Annotated in this window: 28 protein-coding genes, 1 tRNA gene and 1 pseudogene; 9 read left to right on the forward strand and 21 right to left on the reverse strand. The window is 65.1% G+C overall.

Annotated features, from left to right (window positions below; genetic code table 11):
- Positions 1-57 precede the first annotated feature (57 nt).
- Positions 58-534 (forward strand): type IV pilin protein, encoded by a 477-nt coding sequence (locus tag ACZ75I_RS13460; RefSeq protein ID WP_472958079.1) that lies wholly within the window; start codon positions 58-60, stop codon positions 532-534.
- Positions 535-579: 45 nt separating this feature from the next.
- On the opposite strand, the gene ACZ75I_RS13465 is transcribed toward ACZ75I_RS13460, so the two are convergent.
- Entirely contained in the window at positions 580-924 is a 345-nt protein-coding gene (locus ACZ75I_RS13465) for a hypothetical protein (protein WP_235643213.1), read from the reverse strand.
- Between the two features lie 76 nt (positions 925-1,000).
- Positions 1,001-1,258 (reverse strand): hypothetical protein, encoded by a 258-nt coding sequence (locus ACZ75I_RS13470; RefSeq protein WP_061478083.1) that lies wholly within the window; start codon positions 1,256-1,258, stop codon positions 1,001-1,003.
- A gap of 394 nt (positions 1,259-1,652) precedes the next feature.
- Between ACZ75I_RS13470 and ACZ75I_RS13475 the strand changes: the two genes are divergently transcribed.
- Genes ACZ75I_RS13475 through ACZ75I_RS13485 form a run of 3 tightly spaced genes read left to right on the forward strand, consistent with a single transcriptional unit; the run spans position 1,653 to position 2,549 of the window.
- Entirely contained in the window at positions 1,653-1,937 is a 285-nt protein-coding gene (locus ACZ75I_RS13475; RefSeq protein ID WP_134968473.1) for a hypothetical protein, read from the forward strand.
- A gap of 12 nt (positions 1,938-1,949) precedes the next feature.
- Positions 1,950-2,183: a DUF1653 domain-containing protein gene (locus ACZ75I_RS13480; RefSeq protein ID WP_472958080.1), complete on the forward strand. Its 234-nt coding sequence runs from the start codon at positions 1,950-1,952 to the stop codon at positions 2,181-2,183.
- A 33-nt stretch (positions 2,184-2,216) separates the two neighbouring features.
- The gene (locus ACZ75I_RS13485; RefSeq protein ID WP_053499229.1) at positions 2,217-2,549 is read left to right on the forward strand and encodes an SMR family transporter; all 333 of its coding nucleotides are present in this window, start codon (positions 2,217-2,219) and stop codon (positions 2,547-2,549) included.
- 22 nt (positions 2,550-2,571) lie between these two features.
- On the opposite strand, the gene ACZ75I_RS13490 is transcribed toward ACZ75I_RS13485, so the two are convergent.
- The 5 genes from ACZ75I_RS13490 to ACZ75I_RS13510 all read right to left on the reverse strand — a co-directional run bounded on the left by ACZ75I_RS13490 (position 2,572) and on the right by ACZ75I_RS13510 (position 4,888).
- Positions 2,572-2,745 (reverse strand): DUF1328 domain-containing protein, encoded by a 174-nt coding sequence (locus ACZ75I_RS13490; protein WP_005417836.1) that lies wholly within the window; start codon positions 2,743-2,745, stop codon positions 2,572-2,574.
- A 94-nt stretch (positions 2,746-2,839) separates the two neighbouring features.
- Entirely contained in the window at positions 2,840-3,481 is a 642-nt protein-coding gene (locus tag ACZ75I_RS13495; RefSeq protein WP_472958082.1) for a LysE family translocator, read from the reverse strand.
- Between the two features lie 99 nt (positions 3,482-3,580).
- On the reverse strand, positions 3,581-4,189 hold the full coding sequence (locus ACZ75I_RS13500; protein WP_053499231.1) for an ATP-dependent Clp protease proteolytic subunit: 609 nt from the start codon (positions 4,187-4,189) through the stop codon (positions 3,581-3,583).
- Between the two features lie 37 nt (positions 4,190-4,226).
- Complete coding sequence (locus ACZ75I_RS13505; RefSeq protein WP_472958083.1) at positions 4,227-4,577, reverse strand: SRPBCC family protein; 351 nt, start codon at positions 4,575-4,577, stop codon at positions 4,227-4,229.
- A complete protein-coding gene (locus ACZ75I_RS13510) occupies positions 4,577-4,888 on the reverse strand; it encodes an ArsR/SmtB family transcription factor (RefSeq protein ID WP_072169128.1) in 312 nt (103 codons plus the stop codon). The genes ACZ75I_RS13505 and ACZ75I_RS13510 overlap by 1 nt, the downstream gene beginning before the upstream one ends.
- A gap of 86 nt (positions 4,889-4,974) precedes the next feature.
- Between ACZ75I_RS13510 and ACZ75I_RS13515 the strand changes: the two genes are divergently transcribed.
- The gene (locus tag ACZ75I_RS13515; RefSeq protein ID WP_180868241.1) at positions 4,975-5,667 is read left to right on the forward strand and encodes an aspartate/glutamate racemase family protein; all 693 of its coding nucleotides are present in this window, start codon (positions 4,975-4,977) and stop codon (positions 5,665-5,667) included.
- A gap of 12 nt (positions 5,668-5,679) precedes the next feature.
- Here the strand turns inward: ACZ75I_RS13515 and ACZ75I_RS13520 are convergent, their stop codons facing one another.
- On the reverse strand, positions 5,680-6,075 hold the full coding sequence (locus ACZ75I_RS13520) for a hypothetical protein (RefSeq protein ID WP_180868239.1): 396 nt from the start codon (positions 6,073-6,075) through the stop codon (positions 5,680-5,682).
- Between the two features lie 242 nt (positions 6,076-6,317).
- Here ACZ75I_RS13520 and ACZ75I_RS13525 point away from each other — a divergent pair, with 242 nt between their 5' ends.
- The gene (locus tag ACZ75I_RS13525) at positions 6,318-6,833 is read left to right on the forward strand and encodes a DUF3011 domain-containing protein (RefSeq protein ID WP_005417847.1); all 516 of its coding nucleotides are present in this window, start codon (positions 6,318-6,320) and stop codon (positions 6,831-6,833) included.
- Between the two features lie 137 nt (positions 6,834-6,970).
- A pseudogene (locus ACZ75I_RS13530) lies at positions 6,971-7,057 on the forward strand (GNAT family N-acetyltransferase); the annotation flags it as partial.
- Here the strand turns inward: ACZ75I_RS13530 and ACZ75I_RS13535 are convergent.
- Both ACZ75I_RS13535 and ACZ75I_RS13540 read right to left on the reverse strand, forming a co-directional pair.
- Positions 7,036-7,377 (reverse strand): low molecular weight protein tyrosine phosphatase family protein, encoded by a 342-nt coding sequence (locus tag ACZ75I_RS13535; RefSeq protein ID WP_005417852.1) that lies wholly within the window; start codon positions 7,375-7,377, stop codon positions 7,036-7,038. The pseudogene ACZ75I_RS13530 and the gene ACZ75I_RS13535 overlap by 22 nt on opposite strands.
- Positions 7,374-7,574, reverse strand: a complete 201-nt coding sequence (locus ACZ75I_RS13540; protein ID WP_472958084.1) for a hypothetical protein — start codon at positions 7,572-7,574, stop codon at positions 7,374-7,376. The genes ACZ75I_RS13535 and ACZ75I_RS13540 overlap by 4 nt, the downstream gene beginning before the upstream one ends.
- A 556-nt stretch (positions 7,575-8,130) precedes the next feature.
- Here ACZ75I_RS13540 and ACZ75I_RS13545 point away from each other — a divergent pair.
- Positions 8,131-8,592: a carboxymuconolactone decarboxylase family protein gene (locus tag ACZ75I_RS13545; protein ID WP_069139815.1), complete on the forward strand. Its 462-nt coding sequence runs from the start codon at positions 8,131-8,133 to the stop codon at positions 8,590-8,592.
- Between the two features lie 115 nt (positions 8,593-8,707).
- Here the strand turns inward: ACZ75I_RS13545 and ACZ75I_RS13550 are convergent, their stop codons facing one another.
- Both ACZ75I_RS13550 and ACZ75I_RS13555 read right to left on the reverse strand, forming a co-directional pair.
- Entirely contained in the window at positions 8,708-9,151 is a 444-nt protein-coding gene (locus ACZ75I_RS13550) for a RidA family protein (protein ID WP_005417857.1), read from the reverse strand.
- A 70-nt stretch (positions 9,152-9,221) separates the two neighbouring features.
- Positions 9,222-9,725, reverse strand: coding sequence for a hypothetical protein (locus ACZ75I_RS13555; protein ID WP_180868235.1), 504 nt, complete (start codon positions 9,723-9,725; stop codon positions 9,222-9,224).
- Between the two features lie 19 nt (positions 9,726-9,744).
- Here ACZ75I_RS13555 and ACZ75I_RS13560 point away from each other — a divergent pair, with 19 nt between their 5' ends.
- On the forward strand, positions 9,745-10,218 hold the full coding sequence (locus ACZ75I_RS13560) for a tyrosine-type recombinase/integrase (RefSeq protein WP_180868232.1): 474 nt from the start codon (positions 9,745-9,747) through the stop codon (positions 10,216-10,218).
- A gap of 82 nt (positions 10,219-10,300) precedes the next feature.
- On the opposite strand, the gene ACZ75I_RS13565 is transcribed toward ACZ75I_RS13560, so the two are convergent.
- From ACZ75I_RS13565 to thrS, 9 genes are all read right to left on the reverse strand, one after another.
- Positions 10,301-10,377 (reverse strand) — tRNA-Pro (locus tag ACZ75I_RS13565).
- 68 nt (positions 10,378-10,445) lie between these two features.
- The gene (locus tag ACZ75I_RS13570) at positions 10,446-10,802 is read right to left on the reverse strand and encodes a MerR family transcriptional regulator (RefSeq protein WP_053518690.1); all 357 of its coding nucleotides are present in this window, start codon (positions 10,800-10,802) and stop codon (positions 10,446-10,448) included.
- Entirely contained in the window at positions 10,783-11,082 is a 300-nt protein-coding gene (locus ACZ75I_RS13575; RefSeq protein ID WP_005410432.1) for an integration host factor subunit alpha, read from the reverse strand. The genes ACZ75I_RS13570 and ACZ75I_RS13575 overlap by 20 nt, the downstream gene beginning before the upstream one ends.
- A 27-nt stretch (positions 11,083-11,109) precedes the next feature.
- Positions 11,110-13,491, reverse strand: a complete 2,382-nt coding sequence (pheT, locus tag ACZ75I_RS13580; protein WP_472958087.1) for a phenylalanine--tRNA ligase subunit beta — start codon at positions 13,489-13,491, stop codon at positions 11,110-11,112.
- Positions 13,492-13,578: 87 nt separating this feature from the next.
- Complete coding sequence (locus ACZ75I_RS13585; protein ID WP_005417865.1) at positions 13,579-14,574, reverse strand: phenylalanine--tRNA ligase subunit alpha; 996 nt, start codon at positions 14,572-14,574, stop codon at positions 13,579-13,581.
- Positions 14,575-14,767: 193 nt separating this feature from the next.
- Entirely contained in the window at positions 14,768-15,127 is a 360-nt protein-coding gene (rplT, locus tag ACZ75I_RS13590; protein WP_005410435.1) for a 50S ribosomal protein L20, read from the reverse strand.
- Positions 15,128-15,138: 11 nt separating this feature from the next.
- The gene (gene rpmI / locus ACZ75I_RS13595; protein ID WP_005410436.1) at positions 15,139-15,336 is read right to left on the reverse strand and encodes a 50S ribosomal protein L35; all 198 of its coding nucleotides are present in this window, start codon (positions 15,334-15,336) and stop codon (positions 15,139-15,141) included.
- A 265-nt stretch (positions 15,337-15,601) separates the two neighbouring features.
- A complete protein-coding gene (infC, locus tag ACZ75I_RS13600; RefSeq protein WP_080104334.1) occupies positions 15,602-16,144 on the reverse strand; it encodes a translation initiation factor IF-3 in 543 nt (180 codons plus the stop codon).
- A gap of 48 nt (positions 16,145-16,192) precedes the next feature.
- A complete protein-coding gene (gene thrS, locus ACZ75I_RS13605) occupies positions 16,193-18,094 on the reverse strand; it encodes a threonine--tRNA ligase (RefSeq protein WP_053499247.1) in 1,902 nt (633 codons plus the stop codon).
- Positions 18,095-18,165 lie beyond the last annotated feature (71 nt).

Here is an 18,165-nt window from a genome sequence, read left to right on the forward strand (position 1 = left end):
CATGCCACTACACAGATTGCCAGGAACGTTGATTTCCTGACGAAGGAACCGATGAAAATGAAAATATCAAAGGCTGGCTGCGCATCGAACCACGCACACCACCAGCGCGGGTTCTCTCTGATCGAACTCATGGTGGTCCTGGCCATCATCATGATTCTCTCGCTGATCGCAGTCCCGCAATACAAGAAGTTCTCTACCAAAGCCAAGCTGGCGGCGGCCCTGGCCGAGCTGGCCAGCGGGAAGGCTGGAGTGGAGGCGTGGCTGGCCGAACGGGGGGATTTCTATGGCTCGGACAACCGCAAGCTGGGAGTACCGGAGAGCAGTGAGCGCTGTGAAACCATCACGGCAAAGTATCGTGCAGATGGCGGCTTCGAGATCGATTGCCTGCTGCGATTCGATGCTGGCTACAACGTGGGGACATGGCGGCGCAATCTGGTGCTGATCATGGACACGCGCAGCCGTGAATGGCGCTGCTGGACTGCCATCCCCTATTACGACCTCCTGCCCAAAGGCTGTGGCTCCGACAATCCATAGCCTGCTATGCAGATACTTCAAGCTGTTCACGCTTTGCCACTCCAGTCAGGCAGTGGCGCCTGCGAAAGCCGGCCGTCCCCCCTCCCCTCCCTCGTCATCGCCGATGCAAACCCCTGGATCCGACGCGAACTGATACGCAGACTCCAGCCCCATCTGGACGGCAGAACCCTCGGCGAAGCGCGTTCGCCCGCAGAGGTTCTGACCCAGATCGCCAGCCCGCGCTGCAACGCACTGATCATCGATCCCTGCATGCCGACTGTGGGCCAGGCTGACGGCATGCCACTGCTGCGCCGCATCTGCTGCCTGCGCAGGGATCTGCTCATCCTCGTGCTGGCCCAACAGCCCTTGCGCGTACTGCAGGATCGCGCCCTGCCGGCACAGATCGGTCATGTCTATGCCAAAACGGTGAATCCATCGTGGCTGTGCCATGTCGTAAGCCAGGCACTGCACGGGGAATCCTCCGGCGTTACGCCACCGGCGCAGGACGCAGGCCGGTAACCGGCCCCGAGGCGGTTGCCATCGCCTCGAAATGCACGGCATCCACGCTGCTACCCAGCGCCTCCACGCGCACCGTGCTGCCCTGGCCGGTCCGGCGATGGTGGGCGCTGGCCAGGCCAACCGCGGCATCGAACGCTGCGGCCCCGGAGTTGAATGCTTCGGCGACGCCTGCGGCCGGATCCAACAGGGACCACTGCGCGGCACTGCACTTGACGGTAATGACCATGGGACGCTCCTTCTGGGAAAGGCGCAGGGGGCACTAGACCCTCTGCTGATGCCGTCACCCTAGCCATGCCATCAGGGTGGTCCCATCAGAAAAGTACGAAAAGTCCGCGCCAGTGCGTCAGAACCCCACCCTCATCACATCCCTGAGTCCGTTTAGCCCGTTCATTCCGTGATCCTTGTCACGGAGTCAGGCTGGCTTCACACTACCGTCATCAACAGGGGCCCCTTCCACATGCGCACCTTCTTCTCGCACCAGCGTTCGACGTTGCTGAAGTTCTACTTCGTGGCCAGCTATCTGATCCTGATCGAAGAGTTGATCCGCGCCGCCGTGCATTGAGCGCTTGCTGACGGGCTATTTGCGACAGAAAATGTCGCTTTACGCACGGAGCTCGCGCATGAAGGTGCTTCTTCTGATTCCAGCGCTGCTGGTTCTGGCCGGCTGTGCCAGCCAGGACACGGCGACCGCGCGCGCTCATGCCGCTGAGGCGTCGCCAGCGACGCCGGTGGTGGGGGGCGACCGTGATGCGCACGGCTGTATCGGCTCGGCCGGCTATCAGTGGTGCGAACACAGCCAGCGCTGCGAGCGCCCTTGGGAGTTGGCACAGGCGCAGGGCCTGGCCAACACGGCCGAGGCCATCGACGCGTACTGCGCCAAGCCCGCCAGCCCGACGCGCAAGTGAGCACGCCCTGCCATGGCTGAGCTGACTCCCCTGCCCGATCTCGCCCGTGGCCGGTATCGCCACTTCAAGGGCGGCGAATACGAGGTGATCGATATCGTCCGCAGCAGCGAGACGTTGGAACCGATGGTGCTTTATCGCGCACGCTATGGCGAAGGCGGCCTGTGGGTACGCCCCTATGCGATGTTCATCGAGCAGGTTCCGGGCGAACACGGCCCGCAGGCGCGCTTCGCTCGCATCGACGATTGATCCGGTGCGACCCGCAGTGACCCGGAGCCCGCGATGAACCCCTATATCTACCTGGCCGCCGCCATCGTGCTGGAAGTGATAGCCACGTCACTGCTGAAAGCCTCGGACGGCATGAGCCGGCTGTGGCCGACAGTGGGCGCGCTGGTTGGCTATGGGCTGTGCTTCTACCTGCTGTCAGTCACCATGAAGTCGGTGCCGACCGGCATCGCCTATGCAATCTGGTCCGGCGTCGGCATCGTGCTGATCTCGCTGATCGGCCTGGTGGTGTTCAAGCAGCGGCTGGATGCACCGGCATTGATCGGGATCGGCCTGATCTGCGCCGGCGTACTGGTGATCAATCTGTTCTCGCGCAGCAGCGCGCACTGAAGACGCTGCTGCGCGACCGGCGCTAGCTGACCTTCTTCGCCACGCTCATGCCGATCAGGAACAGGACCACGGCGATGATGATGCCTGCCCAGAACAGGAACTTGGCGATGCCTACGGCGGCGCCAGCGATGCCGCCGAAGCCCAGCACGCCCGCGATGATGCCGATGATGGCGAAGATGATGGCCCACTTGATCATGTCAGTCCTTTCCCCGCAGGGAATGCAAACGGTGCGATCAGGCTAGGCCGCCACCGATGCGGCGCCCGTGAACGGGCCGCGTGTGCGGCGTGAATCAACGCGGCCGGAAGCGCAACAACGCCACTGCGAAAGCCAGGAACACGCTTCCCACCAGCCGCTCGAACCAGCGCCGTGCGAATGGCTTTGCAAGCCAACGGCGCAGGCCGTGGCCACCGGCCGCATACATCACGTACCAGAACAGTTCGCAGGCCGCGAAGGTCGCCACCAGCACGCTGTACTGCACGGCCTGGCTGCGCGACGGATCGACGAACTGTGGCAGGAACGCTGCGGCGAACAGCAGTAGTTTGGGATTGCTCAGGCCAACCCACAGGCCGCCGCGGAACACCGTTCCTGCGCCATGTACCGGCGCCAGTGTGACCTCTGCAGCATCGACCACTGCGGGTGCGGGCCGGCAACTGTCACGCCAGGCCTTGATGCCGAGCCAGGCCAGGTAGGCCACACCGAGATAGCGCAGCACCTCGAACAGCATCGGCGAGGAATGCAGCAGCGCACTCAGGCCCGCTGCGGAAGTCGCCAGCACCAGCAGCATCGCCAGCAGGCAGCCGGCCATGGCCGGCACACTGCCGCGAAATCCCAGCCCGACGCTGCGCCCAAGGATGTGCAGCATGTTCGGCCCAGGCGTCCCGCACAGCACGAAGACCGTGGCCAGGAACCACCACCAGGTATGCAGGGCCATATCGGGCGTCCACTTTCAGAACATCCAACCAGCATAGAGTGCGCCGGCCTGGCGCGGCACACACAGTGCAGCATGGATGCGGTGGTTACAGAGGCAGGCTCAGGCCGCGAGCGCGTCGCGCCGTACCAGTACCTGGTCGATCAGGCCCCATTCGCATGCCTGCTCGGCGCTCATGAACCGATCGCGGTCCAGGGTCTGTTCGACCTCCTCGAAACTGCGTCCGCAATGCCGCGCATACAGCTGGGTGATGCGATGCTTGGTGCGCTGCATCTCCTCGGCGTGGATGAAGATGTCCGAAGCCTGGCCCTGCACCCCGCCCAGCGGCTGGTGCACATGCAGGCTGGCATTGGCCAGCGCCGCGCGGTGACCCGGCTCGCCGGCCATCAGCAGGAACGAACCCATCGACCGCGCGGTGCCCATGCACAGCGTATGCACCGGGGCCGAGATGTATTGCATCGTGTCATACATCGCCAGGCCGCTGGAGATCACCCCGCCCGGCGAGTTGATGTACAGATGGATCGGCTTCTCCGGATTTTCAGATTCAAGGAACAGCAGTTGCGCGCAGACCAGCGCCGATACGGTGTCATCGACTTCGCCGTTGAGAAAGATGATGCGCTCGCGCAGGAGCCGCGAGTAGATGTCATAGGAGCGCTCACCGCGCTCGCTGCGTTCCACCACCATCGGTACCAGCTGCATTCTGTCCCGCATGTGCCTGCTCCCTGTAGCGTTCGATCCAGGCGCCGGCTCACGCCGCGCGCATCACCGTGCGATGGTCATCGTTGGACGCCGGCGGTATCAGCGCGCGCCGGTCGGTGAGCCGATGCACGATGGTCAGCACCGTTCCCCCATCCTCATCAGCGCGCAGCCGGAAACACACCAGGCTGTGCAGATGTGGGGGCTGTGCATCGCGCAAGCGGAATCCGAGCTCCCGCCCCTCCTCGAACAGGCAGGGCTGTGGATCGGCAAGATCGGCGGCAGGCAACCAGCGCTCACGCAGTGCCGGATCGAACAGTGCGCGCCAGACCCGTTCCGGTGGCGCAGGCAACCGCTGCTCCATCACCAGCGCGGGAGCCGCTTCCTTCAGAACATCGTCCATCAGTCCATCTCCTCCAGCAGGTTCTGCAGTGCGGACATCCGCGCCGGCCAGTAGGCCCGGTACCGCTGCAGCCAGCGACCGATGTGGGCCAGCCCGCGCGGATCGACTTCATAGTGGACGAAACGTCCCTGGCGCTGCTCACGCACCAGCCCTGCATCGCGCAGCACTGCCAGGTGCTGGGACATCGCAGACTGGCTGATCGCAATGCCCTCGCGTAGCGCGCTGGCATGTTGCCCGCCATCGGCCAGCTTTTCGAAGATATGGCGGCGGGTGGGGTCGGCCAGCGCCTTGAACAGGGCGTTCTCGATCATGGCCTACACATTAGCAATCACTAATGTGTCGTGCAAGTCCCGCATCGGTTGTGCTGCAATGACGGCTCCCTGGCATGGAGCTGAGCATGAAGACCCTTGGCCTGATCGGCGGCATGAGCTGGGAAAGCTCGGCGCAGTACTACCGTCTCATCAACGAGGCGGTGCGGAACCGCCTCGGTGGCGCCCATTCGGCGCAACTGCTGCTGTGGTCGGTGGATTTCGCCGGCATCAAGCAGTTGCAGCACGATGGTCGGTGGGATGTGCTGGGCAACCACATGCTCGATGCCGCGCGGCGACTGCAGGCCGGTGGCGCCGAGCTGCTGGTGATCTGCACCAACACCATGCACACGCTGGCCGACCGGATCGAAGCTGAGTGCCGGTTGCCCCTGCTGCATATCGCCGACCCGACCGCCACGGCGATCCTGCAGGCAGGCATCCGCAAGGTGGGACTGCTCGGCACCGCCTTCACCATGGAACAGGCGTTCTACCGCGACCGGCTGCAGGACCGCTTCGGGCTGCAGGTACTGGTTCCGGAGGCTGATGATCGCCGCTGCGTGCACGACATCATCTACCAGGAGCTGATCGCCGGCGTGGTCAGCGAGCACTCACGGCAGGCCTACACCGGCGTGATCGCGCGCCTGGTCGCGCGCGGCGCCGAAGCGATCATCCTCGGCTGCACCGAGATCATGCTGCTGGTGCGCCCCGAAGACAGTGCGGTGCCGTTGTTCGACACCACCACCCTGCACGCGCTTGCGGCGGTGGACGCGGCGCTGGCCTGACCGCGCGCGGCGTCAGCCTTCGCCCTGGACTTCCAGTGCGGTGATCAGCCAGTCGACCACAGCCTTCGAATCACACAGGAAGAAGATGGCATCGCCCGAACGCGCTTCGGTCAGCAGCCGATAGACGGTAATCGCCACCGCCGACTGGTTGGCGATGAACACCTCCGGGCTGCGCGGCCCTTCGCTGTGGCCGGCCACGGCGTGCAACGCCTTGCGCGCAGCCACGGTGGCGGGCGGGTCTGCGCTGCGGGTCAGTTCCGGCCCGCGCAGGCCCCACGCAATGAACACATGCTTGCCCTTGAACGTGGTGTCCAGGACACGCACCTGCCCGGCCTCTGCGCCAGCCGAGCGATGAATGACGGTACTGCTGATCAACGCAACCCCCTGTGGTCGTCGTGGTCCGCGCATCCTCCTCCGCAAGCCGGCTGCACGCCAGTGACGGCAGCCACAGGCTGCGCCGGCATGCGTGGGAGACATGTAAGAAGGTGTAAGCCGATGCGATCGGATGTGCCGCGATGATAAGGGATGTAAGGCCCTGCATGGGCCGGTGCGCACTACTAAATCCCCACTGAGCCAGCGCCGGAACGATCCGTTCCGACGGCCTCGGGCTGGTCCATTCTTGCGGCCCATTCCCCCTGCCGAGGCTCTCCATGACCCATCGCCTGTTGCCGCCCATTGCCACCTCCGCCCTGGCCCTGCTGCTGGTGGCCACCACGGTGGCCGCCCAGGACTACGACAGCGATCACATTCCGCCGCTGCGTTGCGAGTCGCAGTTCAACAAGACCCAGCAGTGCCCGATCGAAGGCCGCATGCGCATGGCCAGGCAGCTGTCGGTCACCCGCTGCGTCGAGGACCAGAACTGGGGCCAGAGCCGCCGCATGCTCTGGGTCACCGAAGGCTGCCGCGCTGAGTTCGTGGCAGACGAACAGGGACGCGGCCGCTGGCCGGGGCGCGGCCGGGATCGTGATCGGGATGACGACGGCGAGCGCCTGGTCTGCGAGTCCTACGAGCAGAAGGACAAGGAATGCCGCATCCGGGTGCGCCATGAAGTGCGCCTGGTCAAGCAGAAGTCGGTGACGCCGTGCGTCGAGGACCGCAACTGGGGCTGGGACCGCCGCGGGGTGTGGGTCAGCGACGGCTGCCGTGCCGAGTTCCGCGTGTATTGACTGCCGACCACACGCTGGCTTTGGCGGATACGCAGACACGGCCGACGTGATCGATGGACTGGGCGCATCCAGTCCAGGAGCCTGCGATGGCACCACCCGATCCTTCCTCGACGATGCTGCATATCCGCGAGGTGATGCCCGCCTCGGGTTTCATCGACAGCGGCATCGGGCATGGATTGGACGAAGGCGATCCGGAGCTGATCTACCGCTTTTCCGGCAGCTGATCGAGATACGTGGTCACCTTTGCGTCCAGCAGGTCCATCAACACCGGATCCATGCAGCGATAGTCGTCGGGGATGTCCAGGCAATGCAGGCGCTTGTGTTCCAGCAGGCGCGCGTATGCGGCCCGCAGGCGATGCTGGTGCTTGGCCTCCATCACGAAGATGACATCGGCCCAGCGGATATCCGCCGGGCCGATGGGGCGTCGTGCATGCGGGCTGGTGCCGGCCGACAGCGCGTTGAAGCCGGGCCGCCGTCGCCACATGGCTTCGGCGGTCGGGCTCCGCAGCTGGTTGCGGCTGCAGACGAACAGCAGGTTGATCATTCCTGTTCCTGCAGTTGCCGGGCGCTGAGGACCGGATAGGCGAAGCCCAGCTGGCGTGCACGCGCGAGCTTGGCATCGCGCGTATACAACAGCTTCCAGCTCTTCTCGGGCTTGTAGCGGTAGGCGGTCGTGGCGCGGTCGCCACCACGATTGCGGGCCTGGCTGCGACGCCAGGCACGGTTTCTTGCAGATTCCATGATGTGTTCTCGTGAGTACCGGGTTCAGCAGCCGCAGTAGTACGAGTGGCGCGCAGCATACACCGCACGCACAAAAAAGCCCACGCATCGCTGCGCGGGCTTCTTGATTCATCACAGTGGTCGGGACGGCCGGATTCGAACCGACGACCCTCTGCCCCCCAGGCATCGTTCCAGATAGGCCCATCCCGTTGATCTGTAAGGGTTTCAGGCCTTCGCAGGGCATCCCAAAAGTGCAAATTGCGCCCCAATCCGATCAATCACTTACGAGCCGATAGGGTGCATATGGCGGCTCTACCCGACGCCATCCGAACGGCGGCGATGCGATCCCCCCTTCAGCCAATCCCCTTCCCTGTCCCGCCAATCGAGGATCTTCTCCGGGTGCTCCCCGCCGCGCCCCGTATCTAGCGCCCCACGGCCAGCATCCCCTTCCTCGGCGAGCGTACATGCAGCGGATCGCGACGAGCCTAGGCAGGTGTCACGAACTGCTGCCCGTCGGCGTCCTTGCTTCGGGTGGGGCGATTCCGGCCCCACAGATACCCGAAAAGGACCCATTAAAATGAATCGAGCGAACTGGTTCGTAGTCTCTCCCGAGGGCGCCAAAGCCGTGGGGCAACTGCATCACTTTGTGACCGCGAACACATCTCTGCCGCCGAAACTGGTGCATCTGGTGTTTTTGCGTGTGTCGCAGCTAAACGGCTGCGCCCACTGCATCGACATTCATACCCGTGATCTGCTTAAGGAAGGCATGCCGTTCGACACAATCGCTCTCCTACCTGTTTGGCACGAGGCCGCCTATCTATTCTCCGAACAAGAGCGCGCCGCACTGGCATGGGCAGAGGAAGTGACGCTCGTGAGCGAAACCCATGCATCTGATGAGGCGTACGAAAAAGTAGCCGCAGTATTCGGCGAGAAAGACCTGGTCGACCTCACGCTCACCATTGCGGCCATGAACGCGATCAACCGGATGGGCGTGAGCTTCAGATTGAAGCCCCGCGCCAAGCCCGCTGCGGAGAAGTAGCGTACGGCACGCCGGAGATCGTCCTGGCTTTGTCCGGGCCGAGGCGCTCGTAGGAACCATCGGTGGCCTACTCACCGCAAGGAACGGGCGGAGCAAGCCCCGCCCACATAGTGCCTTAACCCTGGACTTCCGCCCGGAAGGCAATCTCAATCAGCTGCTCGGGGAAGGCCAACGCCGAGACCCCGATCAGGTTGCTGGCCACCTGCGGCACCGGCTGGCCATACACGGCCGGCCGGACTTTGCTACTGGCCGCGAAAGCGGCCGGAACGTCGATGACGAACAGCGTTTCCTCGACCACGTCCGCGATCGACCCACCCAGCTCTGCCAGCAGCACCTGCGCGTTCTCGTAGGTGCGCCTCATCTGGGCTTCCATGGTATCGAAGTTGGCGGGCTTGCCGTCGGCCCCCAGCTCCGCCGGCGCAACCAGCTCGCCCTGCGGCGTGTGCGAGAGCTGGCCGGACACGAAGATCGTGTTGTTGACGCGGACGGCCTGTACGTACCCGTAGGCCGATTCCCACGGCACTCCGAAGCTGGCGGTCTTTCGATTGGTAGCGTTCATCATTGCTCTCTCTGGTGAAAGGGCAAGTGTGGCAAGCATTTTGAGTCGACCGCCTCCCCTGAACGGGGGATCAGATTCGAGCGCGGGACAGCTGCTCTCTACCTGCCTTGACCCACGCCTTCATCGGATCCCTCGCCCTGGGCTTGGTCTCCTTCGGCGGTCGGCGCGGTTCGAGCGCTGCCTTGATCCGCTCGATTTCCCTCGCGCCGGCCTCGGCCAGACGCCGGGCCTGTTGCTGCTGCTCGCGCGTCGGCGGCAGGCCTGGCAGCGGCGGCTCGGGCTGGATCGGAGTGCTGTCGGTCAGCCGGGCGACCGCCTGGCGCAGGGGAAGATCGGGATACAGCCTGGCCGCGCACCAGCGCTCGGCGTACCGCTTCGCCTGCCGGACGTTGGCCGCGCGCACTTCCTTCACCTGCCACATCTTCTGGCCTTCCATCCATAGCCGGACCCCGGGACCGCCGTCGGGCGTGACGCTGGCCGTCTCCCGGCCGTTGTACCAAAGCGCCCAGCGCTCGCCGGTCTGGACCCAGCCAGAGGGGATTGGGGCGGTGCGGAAGCCGTGGGAAGAACGCATGGCCGGAAGGATACGGCTGGTGACGGTGAAGTTTGCCGACGTGCGCGACGGCCACCTGTGGGTAGTGCCGTCGAAAACCGAGGGCTCGACGAACGTTCGACTACAGATCGCCGTGGCCGGGCCGCTGCTCGACCTGCTGGCCAGGTGCCGCGATGACGTGGTTTCGCCGTTCGTGATCCACCGCCTGCCGGAAAAGGCCAGGCCCAGCGACAAGCGCGCGAAGGACCGAGCGCACCACACGCAGGTGCTGCCCGAGCAGCTGTCGCGTGCGTTCGCAAAGGCACGCGATGCTGCCGGCGTGGGTGGCGAAGCACCGCCAACATTCCATGAGATCCGCAGCCTGGGTGGCGCGCTGCTGCGCGATGCGGGCTGGACCACGGAACAGATTCAAGCGCTGATGGGGCACGGCAACGCATCGATGACCGAGCATTACCTGGGTGGCCACGAAGCGCCGTGGCAGTCCGTTACCACGGGTATCGCGCTGCCGCGATAGTGGTGGAATAGTGGACACGTAGTGACCACAACGAAAAAGGGCCTGCACCGTATGGCGCAAGCCCTTGTTCTATCGCTGCTTTTGGTCGGGACGGCCGGATTCGAACCGACGACCCTCTGCCCCCCAGGCAGATGCGCTACCAGGCTGCGCTACGCCCCGACTGATGCTGCGATGTGCCCGCCAGTGCGGCGGGCCGTGAAGTATAGCGGATTACGATGGAAATAGGATCAGCGGCGCAGCAACTGCAGCACTTCTTCCAGCTCCATGCGCACCTGCTTGATGATCTGGTTGCTCAGCGCCGATTCCTCGCGGGCATCGGGACCCTCCAGGCGCAGGCGTGCACCACCGATGGTGTAGCCCTGTTCGTACAGCAGGCTGCGGATCTGCCGCACCATCAGCACGTCATGGCGCTGGTAGTAGCGGCGGTTGCCTCGGCGCTTGGCCGGCTCAAGGCTGGGAAACTCGGTTTCCCAGTAGCGCAGGACGTGCGGCTTGACGTCGCACAGCTCGCTGACTTCACCGATGGTGAAGTAGCGCTTGGCCGGGATCGGCGGTAGTTCGCGATTACTGCCCGGATCCAGCATAAGCTTCCACCCTCTCCTTGAGCTTCTGGCCCGGACGGAAGGTGACCACCGTACGGGCGGAAATCGGAATTTCCTCGCCGGTCTTGGGGTTGCGACCCGGGCGCTGGTTCTTGCGCCGCAGATCGAAATTACCGAAGCCCGACAGCTTCACCTGACGTCCCTGTTCCAATGCTTCACGCAGCACATCGAAAAACGCGTCGACGAATTCCTTGGCTTCCCGCTTGTTCAGACCGACTTCGTCGAACAGCTTTTCCGCCATCTCCGCCTTGGTCAATGCCATTGCCTGCTACCCCCGAGTGCTGCCCGCTCAGCCGCGGATCCGGGCGTGGTGTTCACGCTCGATGGCAGTGACCGCCTCGGCCACCACCGCATCCACGTCGCGGTCCGTCAGAGTGCGCGACTTGTCCTGCAAAATCAAGCCCATAGCGAGACTCCTGAACCCCGGCTCGACGCCCTGGCCAACATAGCGATCGAACAGGTTCAGGTCGCGCAGCAGCGGGCCGGCGGCCTGGCGGACGGTCGCGGCCAGATCGGCCCAGGCGACCTGTTCAGGCACCAGGAACGCCAGGTCGCGACGCACCGCCGGGAAGCGCGACAGCTCGCCGGCACGGGGCAGGCGACGGGCGGTCAGCGGTTCCAGATCCAGCTCGAAGGCGTAGACATCGGCCTCGATATCCATCGCCTTGGCCAGGCGCGGGTGGATCTGGCCGATCCAGCCGATCGCCACGCCATCGCGGAACACCTCGGCCGACCGCGCCGGGTGGCCGTAGGCACGGGCCGACGGGCGGAACTCCAGTACCGCACCACTGGCAGCCGCCAGCGATTCCAGGTCGCCCTTCAGGTCATGGAAATCGACCTTGCGGGTCGGCAGGCCCCACTGCACCGCCTGCGCCTCACCGCAGACAGCTGCCGCCACGCGCAGGGTTTCCAGCGGTGCCGGTTGGCCATCTCCGGCCTGCTGGGCGAACACGCGGCCGAGCTCGAACAGGCGCACGCGGCCGAGCTGGCGGGCGGCGTTGCGGCCCAGCGTGGCGACCAGGCCCGGCAGCAGCGACGGACGCATCACCGCCAGTTCGGCCGACAGTGGGTTGGCCAGTGGCACCAGGCCGTCGCGCAGCTGCCACTGGGCCAGCAGTGCGTCGTCGACGAAGGCGAAATTGACGGTTTCCTGCAGGTCGCGGGCGATCAGCTGGCGGCGCACGCTCAGCGCGTCCAGCTGGGTCTCGCTCGGCATCGCCACGCGCGAGGCACCGCCCGGCAGCGTGGTCGGGATCTGCTCGTAACCGTGGATGCGGGCCAGCTCTTCGATCAGGTCTTCTTCAATGGCGATGTCGAAGCGGCGGCTCGGCGCGGCGACCTGCCAGCCCTCGGCCGTGGCAACCACGACCATGCCCAGCGCGCGCAGGATGCGCTCGATTTCGGCATCGTCGATGGTGATGCCGAGCACGCGGGCGATGCGTGCGCGGCGCAGCACGATCGTCGCCGGCTGCGGCAGGTCATCGGCGCGCACGGCCTCGGTGACCGGCGCCGGGGTACCGCCGGCCAGGTCCAGCACCAGGCGGGTGGCGTATTCGATGGCGGTGCGCGGCAGTGCCGGATCTACGCCACGCTCGAAGCGGTGGCCGGCATCGGTGTGCAGGCCCAGCTTGCGGCCACGGCCCATGATCGCAGCCGGCGCGAAGTGCGCGGCTTCCAGGAACACGGCGGTGGTTGCGTCGGTGACACGGGTGTCGAAGCCGCCCATCAGGCCAGCCAGGCCAATCGCACGATCGGCGTCGGTGACCACCAGGAAGCTGTCGTCCAGCGCAGCATCGCGGCCGTCCAGCAGCTTCAGCGTCTCGCCCGCGCGCGAACGGCGCACGGCAATGCTGCCCTGCAGGGTGCCGAGGTCGTAGGCATGCATCGGCTGGCCCAGCTCCAGCATCACATACTGGGTGATGTCGACCAGCAGCGAGACCGGACGCACGCCACTGCGGCGCAGGCGCTCGGCCATCCACAACGGGGTTTTGGCGGCAGCATTGACGCCCTCGATGACGCGGCCCAGGTAACGCGGCGCTTCGGCGTCAGCGTCGAGCTGGATGCTCAGCTCCCGGCTGCCGACCGCCGGAATGGCGTCAGCGGCAAAGTCCAGCACTTCGCTGCGGGTGGCGGCGGCGACGTCGTAGGCGATGCCGCGCAGGCTGAAGCAGTCGGCGCGGTTCGGGGTCAGCTTGATCTCGATGCTGGCGTCCGGCAGGCCCAGGTACTCGACCAGGGCCTGGCCGACCGGGGCGTCATCGGGCAGCTCCAGCAGGCCGGAGGCATCGTTGTCCAGGCCCAGCTCCTTGGCCGAGCACAGCATGCCGTTGGACTCCACGCCGCGCAGCTTGGCCGGCTTGATCTTCAGCTCGCCGATCTGCGCACCCACCATGGCCAGCGGCGCGACCAGGCCAGGGCGCGCGTTCGGTGCGCCGCAGACGATCTGCAGCAGTTCGCCCTGCCCGGCATCGACCCTGCACACCTGCAGGCGATCAGCTTCGGGATGGCGCACGGCCTCGACGATGCGCGCCACGACAACGTGATCGAGGCCTTCGCCCAGCGCGGTCACGTCTTCCACTTCCAGGCCGATGGCGGTCAGCACTGCACTCAGTTCATCGCGCGAGGCGCCGGTTGGGACATGGCTGCGCAGCCAGTTTTCGGAGAATTTCATGGTGTCACCCTGGTGGGCCCGGCGCATGCGCCTGGGCCTGCGAATTTAGGAGCAGCCGAGCATGGCTCGGCTCTACATGGTTGCGGCTTACGCGAACTGTTTCAGGAATCGCACGTCGTTCTCGAAGAACGCGCGCAGATCGTTGACGCCGTAACGAAGCATCGCGAAACGCTCCACGCCCATGCCGAACGCGAAGCCGGTGTAGCGCTCCGGATCGATGCCGACGTTGCGCAGCACGTTCGGATGGACCATGCCGCAGCCCAGCACTTCCAGCCAGCGGGTGCTGCCGTCGGGCTGCTGCCAGGCGATGTCCACTTCCGCGCCCGGCTCCACGAACGGGAAGTAGCTGGGGCGGAAACGCATCTCGAAATCGCGCTCGAAGAACGCGCGCACGAACTCGGCCAGCGTGCCCTTCAGGTCGGCGAAGGTCGAATGCTCGTCGACCAGCAGGCCTTCGACCTGGTGGAACATCGGCGAGTGGGTCTGGTCGCTGTCGCTTCGGTACACCTTGCCGGCGGCGATCATGCGCAGTGGCGGCGCGTGGTCGCCCATGTAGCGCACCTGCACGCCGGAGGTGTGCGTGCGCAGCAGGCGGCCGTCGCCGAAGTAGAAGGTGTCGTGCATGGCGCGCGCCGGATGGTGCGGCGGGAAGTTCAGCGCCTCGAAATTGTGCCAGTCGTCCTCGATCTCCGGCCCTTCCGACAGCTCGTAGCCCAGCCGGCCGAAGATGCCGGTGATGCGCTCCAGAGTGCGGGTGATCGGGTGCAGGCCGGCACGGTCGCCGTTGCGGCCCGGCAGGGTGATGTCGATGGCTTCGGCGGCCAGGCGCGCATCCAGCGCCGCGTCTTCCAGCAGCGCCTTGCGCTCACCCAGCGCGCGGGTCAGCGCGTCGCGGGCCTGGTTGATCGCTTCACCAGCGGCCTTGCGCTCGTCCGCCGGCAGGGCGCCGAGCTGCTTGAGCTGCGAGGTGATGCTGCCACTCTTGCCAAGCAGGGCAACGCGCAGCTGTTCCAGCACGTCGGGGCTCTGTGCGGCGGCCACATCGGCCAGCGCCTGGGTGGTGAGGGATTGAATGTCGCTCATGGGGGGCCGGAACTCCAGTCGATCTGCCATCGCGATGCGCGAAGGGCCGACCCCTGTCGCCACCGCCGTCCCCGCGCTGCCGCCATGGCCTCGCCGGAACCCAAAAAAGAATGGGGAAGGACTTGCGCCCTTCCCCATGCATTGCCTTGACCTGACACCGTTCCGAGTGAACGGTTACGGCATCGGGAAGGACTTATGCCGCCAGCGCGCCCTTGGCCTTTTCGGCCAGCGCAGCAAAACCGGCTGCGTCGTGCACGGCGATATCAGCCAGGACCTTGCGATCCAGGGTGATGCCAGCCTTCAGCAGGCCGTTCATGAAGCGGCTGTAGCTCAGGCCGTTGATGCGGGCAGCCGCATTGATACGGGTGATCCACAGCGAACGGAAGTTGCGCTTCTTCTGCTTACGGCCGATGTAGGCGTACTGCTGTGCCTTGATGACCGCCTGCTTGGCGACGCGGAAGACCTTGCGACGGGCGTTGTAATAGCCCTTGGCGAGATCCAGAATCTTCTTGTGGCGGCGACGCGCCTGTACGCCACGCTTAACTCGTGCCATTTTTCAGTTCCTCAGAGGTAAGGGAGCATGCGGTCCAGACGGCCTGCGTCTTCTGCACGGACATGGCCCGTCTGACGCAGATTACGCTTACGCTTGGTCGCTTTCTTCGTGAGGATGTGGCTACGGTTGGCGTGGCCGCACTTGTACTTGCCCGAGGCGGTCTTGCGGAAACGCTTGGCCGCTGCCCGGTTGGTCTTGATCTTGGGCATTGCAATGTCCTTGATGGGATATGACCCTGGTTTCTGACTGATCTGGCGGCGGCCTGGGCCGCTCTTTCCGTCCTGCCATGATCGGCGTACGACCCGTCCTGGGTGGGTCGAGCCGGGCATGATACAGGCAAAACCGCCCTGTCACCAGCCCCTGCAACCCTTTCGCCGGCACTTCACCGGCCTCCTGCAAAAGCAAAGGGACGCCAGCGGCGTCCCCTTACCCTGAACCATTCAGCCAGGCGCCCGGAAGGCGGCCGGTCAGGCCTCAGGTCTTCTTCTTCGGCGCGATCATCATGACCATCTGACGCCCTTCCAGGCGCGGACGGGATTCGATGACGATGTCCTCGCCCAGATCGGCCTCGATCCGGTTGGCCATTTCACGACCCAGTTCCTGGTGGCTCATTTCACGGCCACGGAAGCGGATGTTGACCTTGATCTTGTCGCCTTCTTCAAGGAACCCGCGCATCTTGCGCAGCTTGATCTGGTAGTCGCCCTCGTCCGTGACCGGACGGAACTTCACTTCCTTGATCTCGACCTGCTTGGTCTTCTTCTTGGCCTCGCTGGCCTTCTTCTGCGCTTCGAACTTGAACTTGCCGAAGTCCATGATCTTGCAGACCGGCGGATCGGCCTGCGGCTGGATCTCGACCAGGTCCAGGCCTTCATCTTCGGCCATGGACAGCGCTTCGTCGCGCGACAACACGCCGATCATTTCTCCGTCACTGCCGATCACGCGGACGCGCGGCACACGGATTTCCTGATTCTTGCGGTTCTGTTTGTTGTCAGGGGTGCTGATATTACGTTCTCCCAAGGGTATCGAACCGGTCCGGGTGCCTGTGCGCCCGGACCGGACCTTTGCTTACGCGCCCTCGGCCTGGAGCCGCTCGATGAAGGCCTGCAGGCTCATGCTGCCCAGGTCTTCGCCAGAACGCGTACGCACCGCTACAGCCCCATTCTCCTTCTCGCGGTCACCGATGACCAGCAGGTAGGGCACGCGCTGCAACGTATGCTCGCGGATTTTATAGCCGATCTTCTCGTTACGCAAATCCGAGCTGACGCGGAAGCCTTGCTCCGCAAGGGTTTTGGTCACGCCCGAGACGTAGTCGGCCTGGGCGTCGGTGATGTTGGCCACCACCACCTGGGTCGGCGCCAGCCAGGCCGGGAACTGGCCGGCATGGTGCTCGATCAGGATGCCCAGGAAGCGCTCCATCGAGCCGACGATGGCGCGATGCAGCATGACCGGGTGCTTCTTCTGGCTGTTCTCGTCCACGTACTCGGCGCCGAGGCGACCCGGCATCATGAAGTCGACCTGCATGGTGCCCAGCTGCCAGGTACGGCCGATCGCGTCCTTCAGGTGGTACTCGATCTTCGGGCCGTAGAAGGCACCCTCGCCCGGCAGCTCCTGCCACTCCACGCCACAGGCGGTCAGTGCCGAGCGCAGCGCGCCTTCGGCCTTGTCCCAGGTGGCGTCGTCACCCAGGCGCGATTCCGGACGCAGCGCGATCTTGATCTGGATCTCGTCGAAACCGAAGTGCCGGTATACCGCCAGCGCCTGCTGGTGGAAGGCCGTCACTTCCGACTCGATCTGGTTTTCCGTGCAGAACACGTGGCCGTCGTCCTGGGTGAAGCCACGCACGCGCAGGATGCCGTGCAGCGCGCCGGACGGCTCGTTGCGGTGGCAGGAACCGAACTCACCGTAGCGGATCGGCAGGTCGCGGTAGCTGTGCAGGCCCTGGTTGAACACCTGGATGTGGCCCGGGCAGTTCATCGGCTTGACCGCGTACGTGCGCTTCTCCGATTCGGTGAAGAACATGTTGTCCTGGTAGTTGTCCCAGTGGCCGGACTTCTTCCACAGGCTCACGTCCAGGATCTGCGGGCAGCGCACTTCGCCGTAGCCGCTGTTGCGGTAGACCTTGCGCATGTACTGCTCGACCACCTGCCACAGTGCCCAGCCCTTCGGGTGCCAGAACACCAGGCCCGGGGCTTCTTCCTGCAGGTGGAACAGGTCCTGCTGCTTGCCGATGCGGCGGTGGTCGCGCATCTCGGCTTCCTCGATGCGCTTGATGTACGCCTCGAGCTGCTTCTTGTCGGCCCAGGCGGTGCCGTAGATGCGCTGCAGCTGCTCGTTCTGCGCGTCGCCGCGCCAGTAGGCGCCGGAGATGCGGGTCAGCTTGAAGGCCTTCAGGAAGCGCGTGTTCGGCACGTGCGGGCCGCGGCACATGTCCACGTATTCCTGGTGGTAGTACATGCCCATCGCCTGGATGTCGTCGGACATGTCTTCGATCAGGCGCAGCTTGTAGTCCTCGCCACGGGCCTTGAAGATCTCGATCACCTCGGCGCGCGGCGTCATCTTCTTGATGACGTCGTAGTCCTGGGCGATCAGTTCACCCATGCGCTTCTCGATCGCGGCCATGTCGTCCGGCGTGAACGGGCGCTCGGAATAGATGTCGTAGTAGAAGCCCTCGGCGATCACCGGGCCGATCACCATCTTCACGTCCGGGTACAGCTGCTTGACGGCGTGGCCGACCAGGTGGGCGCAGGAGTGGCGGATGATCTCCACGCCCTCCTCGTCCTTGGCGGTGATGATGCGCAGGCTGGCATCGTGGTCGATGACGTCGCTGGCATCGACCAGCACGCCATCGACGGAACCGGCGATGGTGGCCTTGGCCAGGCCGGCACCGATCGACTGGGCGACGTCCATGACGCTGACGGGATTTTCGAACTCGCGGCGGCTGCCGTCGGGAAGGGTAATGTTGATCATCGCATTGGCTTCGTGCGGGCCCGCGGGGCGGGCTGGAAAGCGTTCCCGGGCCGCGGCCCGGGCAATAAAAA

The sequence above is a fragment of the Stenotrophomonas sp. X genome, from assembly GCF_055721025.1.

Bases quoted from the DNA above. Each gene is read 5' to 3' on its own strand.
- ACZ75I_RS13460 (WP_472958079.1), top strand. From the start codon at position 58: ATGAAAATATCAAAGGCTGGCTGCGCATCGAACCACGCACACCACCAG.
- ACZ75I_RS13465 (WP_235643213.1), bottom strand. From the start codon at position 924: ATGACCGATCTGTGCCGGCAGGGCGCGATCCTGCAGTACGCGCAAGGG.
- ACZ75I_RS13470 (WP_061478083.1), bottom strand. From the start codon at position 1,258: ATGGTCATTACCGTCAAGTGCAGTGCCGCGCAGTGGTCCCTGTTGGAT.
- ACZ75I_RS13475 (WP_134968473.1), top strand. From the start codon at position 1,653: ATGAAGGTGCTTCTTCTGATTCCAGCGCTGCTGGTTCTGGCCGGCTGT.
- ACZ75I_RS13480 (WP_472958080.1), top strand. From the start codon at position 1,950: ATGGCTGAGCTGACTCCCCTGCCCGATCTCGCCCGTGGCCGGTATCGC.
- ACZ75I_RS13485 (WP_053499229.1), top strand. From the start codon at position 2,217: ATGAACCCCTATATCTACCTGGCCGCCGCCATCGTGCTGGAAGTGATA.
- ACZ75I_RS13490 (WP_005417836.1), bottom strand. From the start codon at position 2,745: ATGATCAAGTGGGCCATCATCTTCGCCATCATCGGCATCATCGCGGGC.
- ACZ75I_RS13495 (WP_472958082.1), bottom strand. From the start codon at position 3,481: ATGGCCCTGCATACCTGGTGGTGGTTCCTGGCCACGGTCTTCGTGCTG.
- ACZ75I_RS13500 (WP_053499231.1), bottom strand. From the start codon at position 4,189: ATGCGGGACAGAATGCAGCTGGTACCGATGGTGGTGGAACGCAGCGAG.
- ACZ75I_RS13505 (WP_472958083.1), bottom strand. From the start codon at position 4,577: ATGGACGATGTTCTGAAGGAAGCGGCTCCCGCGCTGGTGATGGAGCAG.
- ACZ75I_RS13510 (WP_072169128.1), bottom strand. From the start codon at position 4,888: ATGATCGAGAACGCCCTGTTCAAGGCGCTGGCCGACCCCACCCGCCGC.
- ACZ75I_RS13515 (WP_180868241.1), top strand. From the start codon at position 4,975: ATGAAGACCCTTGGCCTGATCGGCGGCATGAGCTGGGAAAGCTCGGCG.
- ACZ75I_RS13520 (WP_180868239.1), bottom strand. From the start codon at position 6,075: ATGCGCGGACCACGACGACCACAGGGGGTTGCGTTGATCAGCAGTACC.
- ACZ75I_RS13525 (WP_005417847.1), top strand. From the start codon at position 6,318: ATGACCCATCGCCTGTTGCCGCCCATTGCCACCTCCGCCCTGGCCCTG.
- ACZ75I_RS13535 (WP_005417852.1), bottom strand. From the start codon at position 7,377: ATGATCAACCTGCTGTTCGTCTGCAGCCGCAACCAGCTGCGGAGCCCG.
- ACZ75I_RS13540 (WP_472958084.1), bottom strand. From the start codon at position 7,574: ATGGAATCTGCAAGAAACCGTGCCTGGCGTCGCAGCCAGGCCCGCAAT.
- ACZ75I_RS13545 (WP_069139815.1), top strand. From the start codon at position 8,131: ATGAATCGAGCGAACTGGTTCGTAGTCTCTCCCGAGGGCGCCAAAGCC.
- ACZ75I_RS13550 (WP_005417857.1), bottom strand. From the start codon at position 9,151: ATGAACGCTACCAATCGAAAGACCGCCAGCTTCGGAGTGCCGTGGGAA.
- ACZ75I_RS13555 (WP_180868235.1), bottom strand. From the start codon at position 9,725: ATGCGTTCTTCCCACGGCTTCCGCACCGCCCCAATCCCCTCTGGCTGG.
- ACZ75I_RS13570 (WP_053518690.1), bottom strand. From the start codon at position 10,802: ATGCTGGATCCGGGCAGTAATCGCGAACTACCGCCGATCCCGGCCAAG.
- ACZ75I_RS13575 (WP_005410432.1), bottom strand. From the start codon at position 11,082: ATGGCATTGACCAAGGCGGAGATGGCGGAAAAGCTGTTCGACGAAGTC.
- pheT (WP_472958087.1), bottom strand. From the start codon at position 13,491: ATGAAATTCTCCGAAAACTGGCTGCGCAGCCATGTCCCAACCGGCGCC.
- ACZ75I_RS13585 (WP_005417865.1), bottom strand. From the start codon at position 14,574: ATGAGCGACATTCAATCCCTCACCACCCAGGCGCTGGCCGATGTGGCC.
- rplT (WP_005410435.1), bottom strand. From the start codon at position 15,127: ATGGCACGAGTTAAGCGTGGCGTACAGGCGCGTCGCCGCCACAAGAAG.
- rpmI (WP_005410436.1), bottom strand. From the start codon at position 15,336: ATGCCCAAGATCAAGACCAACCGGGCAGCGGCCAAGCGTTTCCGCAAG.
- thrS (WP_053499247.1), bottom strand. From the start codon at position 18,094: ATGATCAACATTACCCTTCCCGACGGCAGCCGCCGCGAGTTCGAAAAT.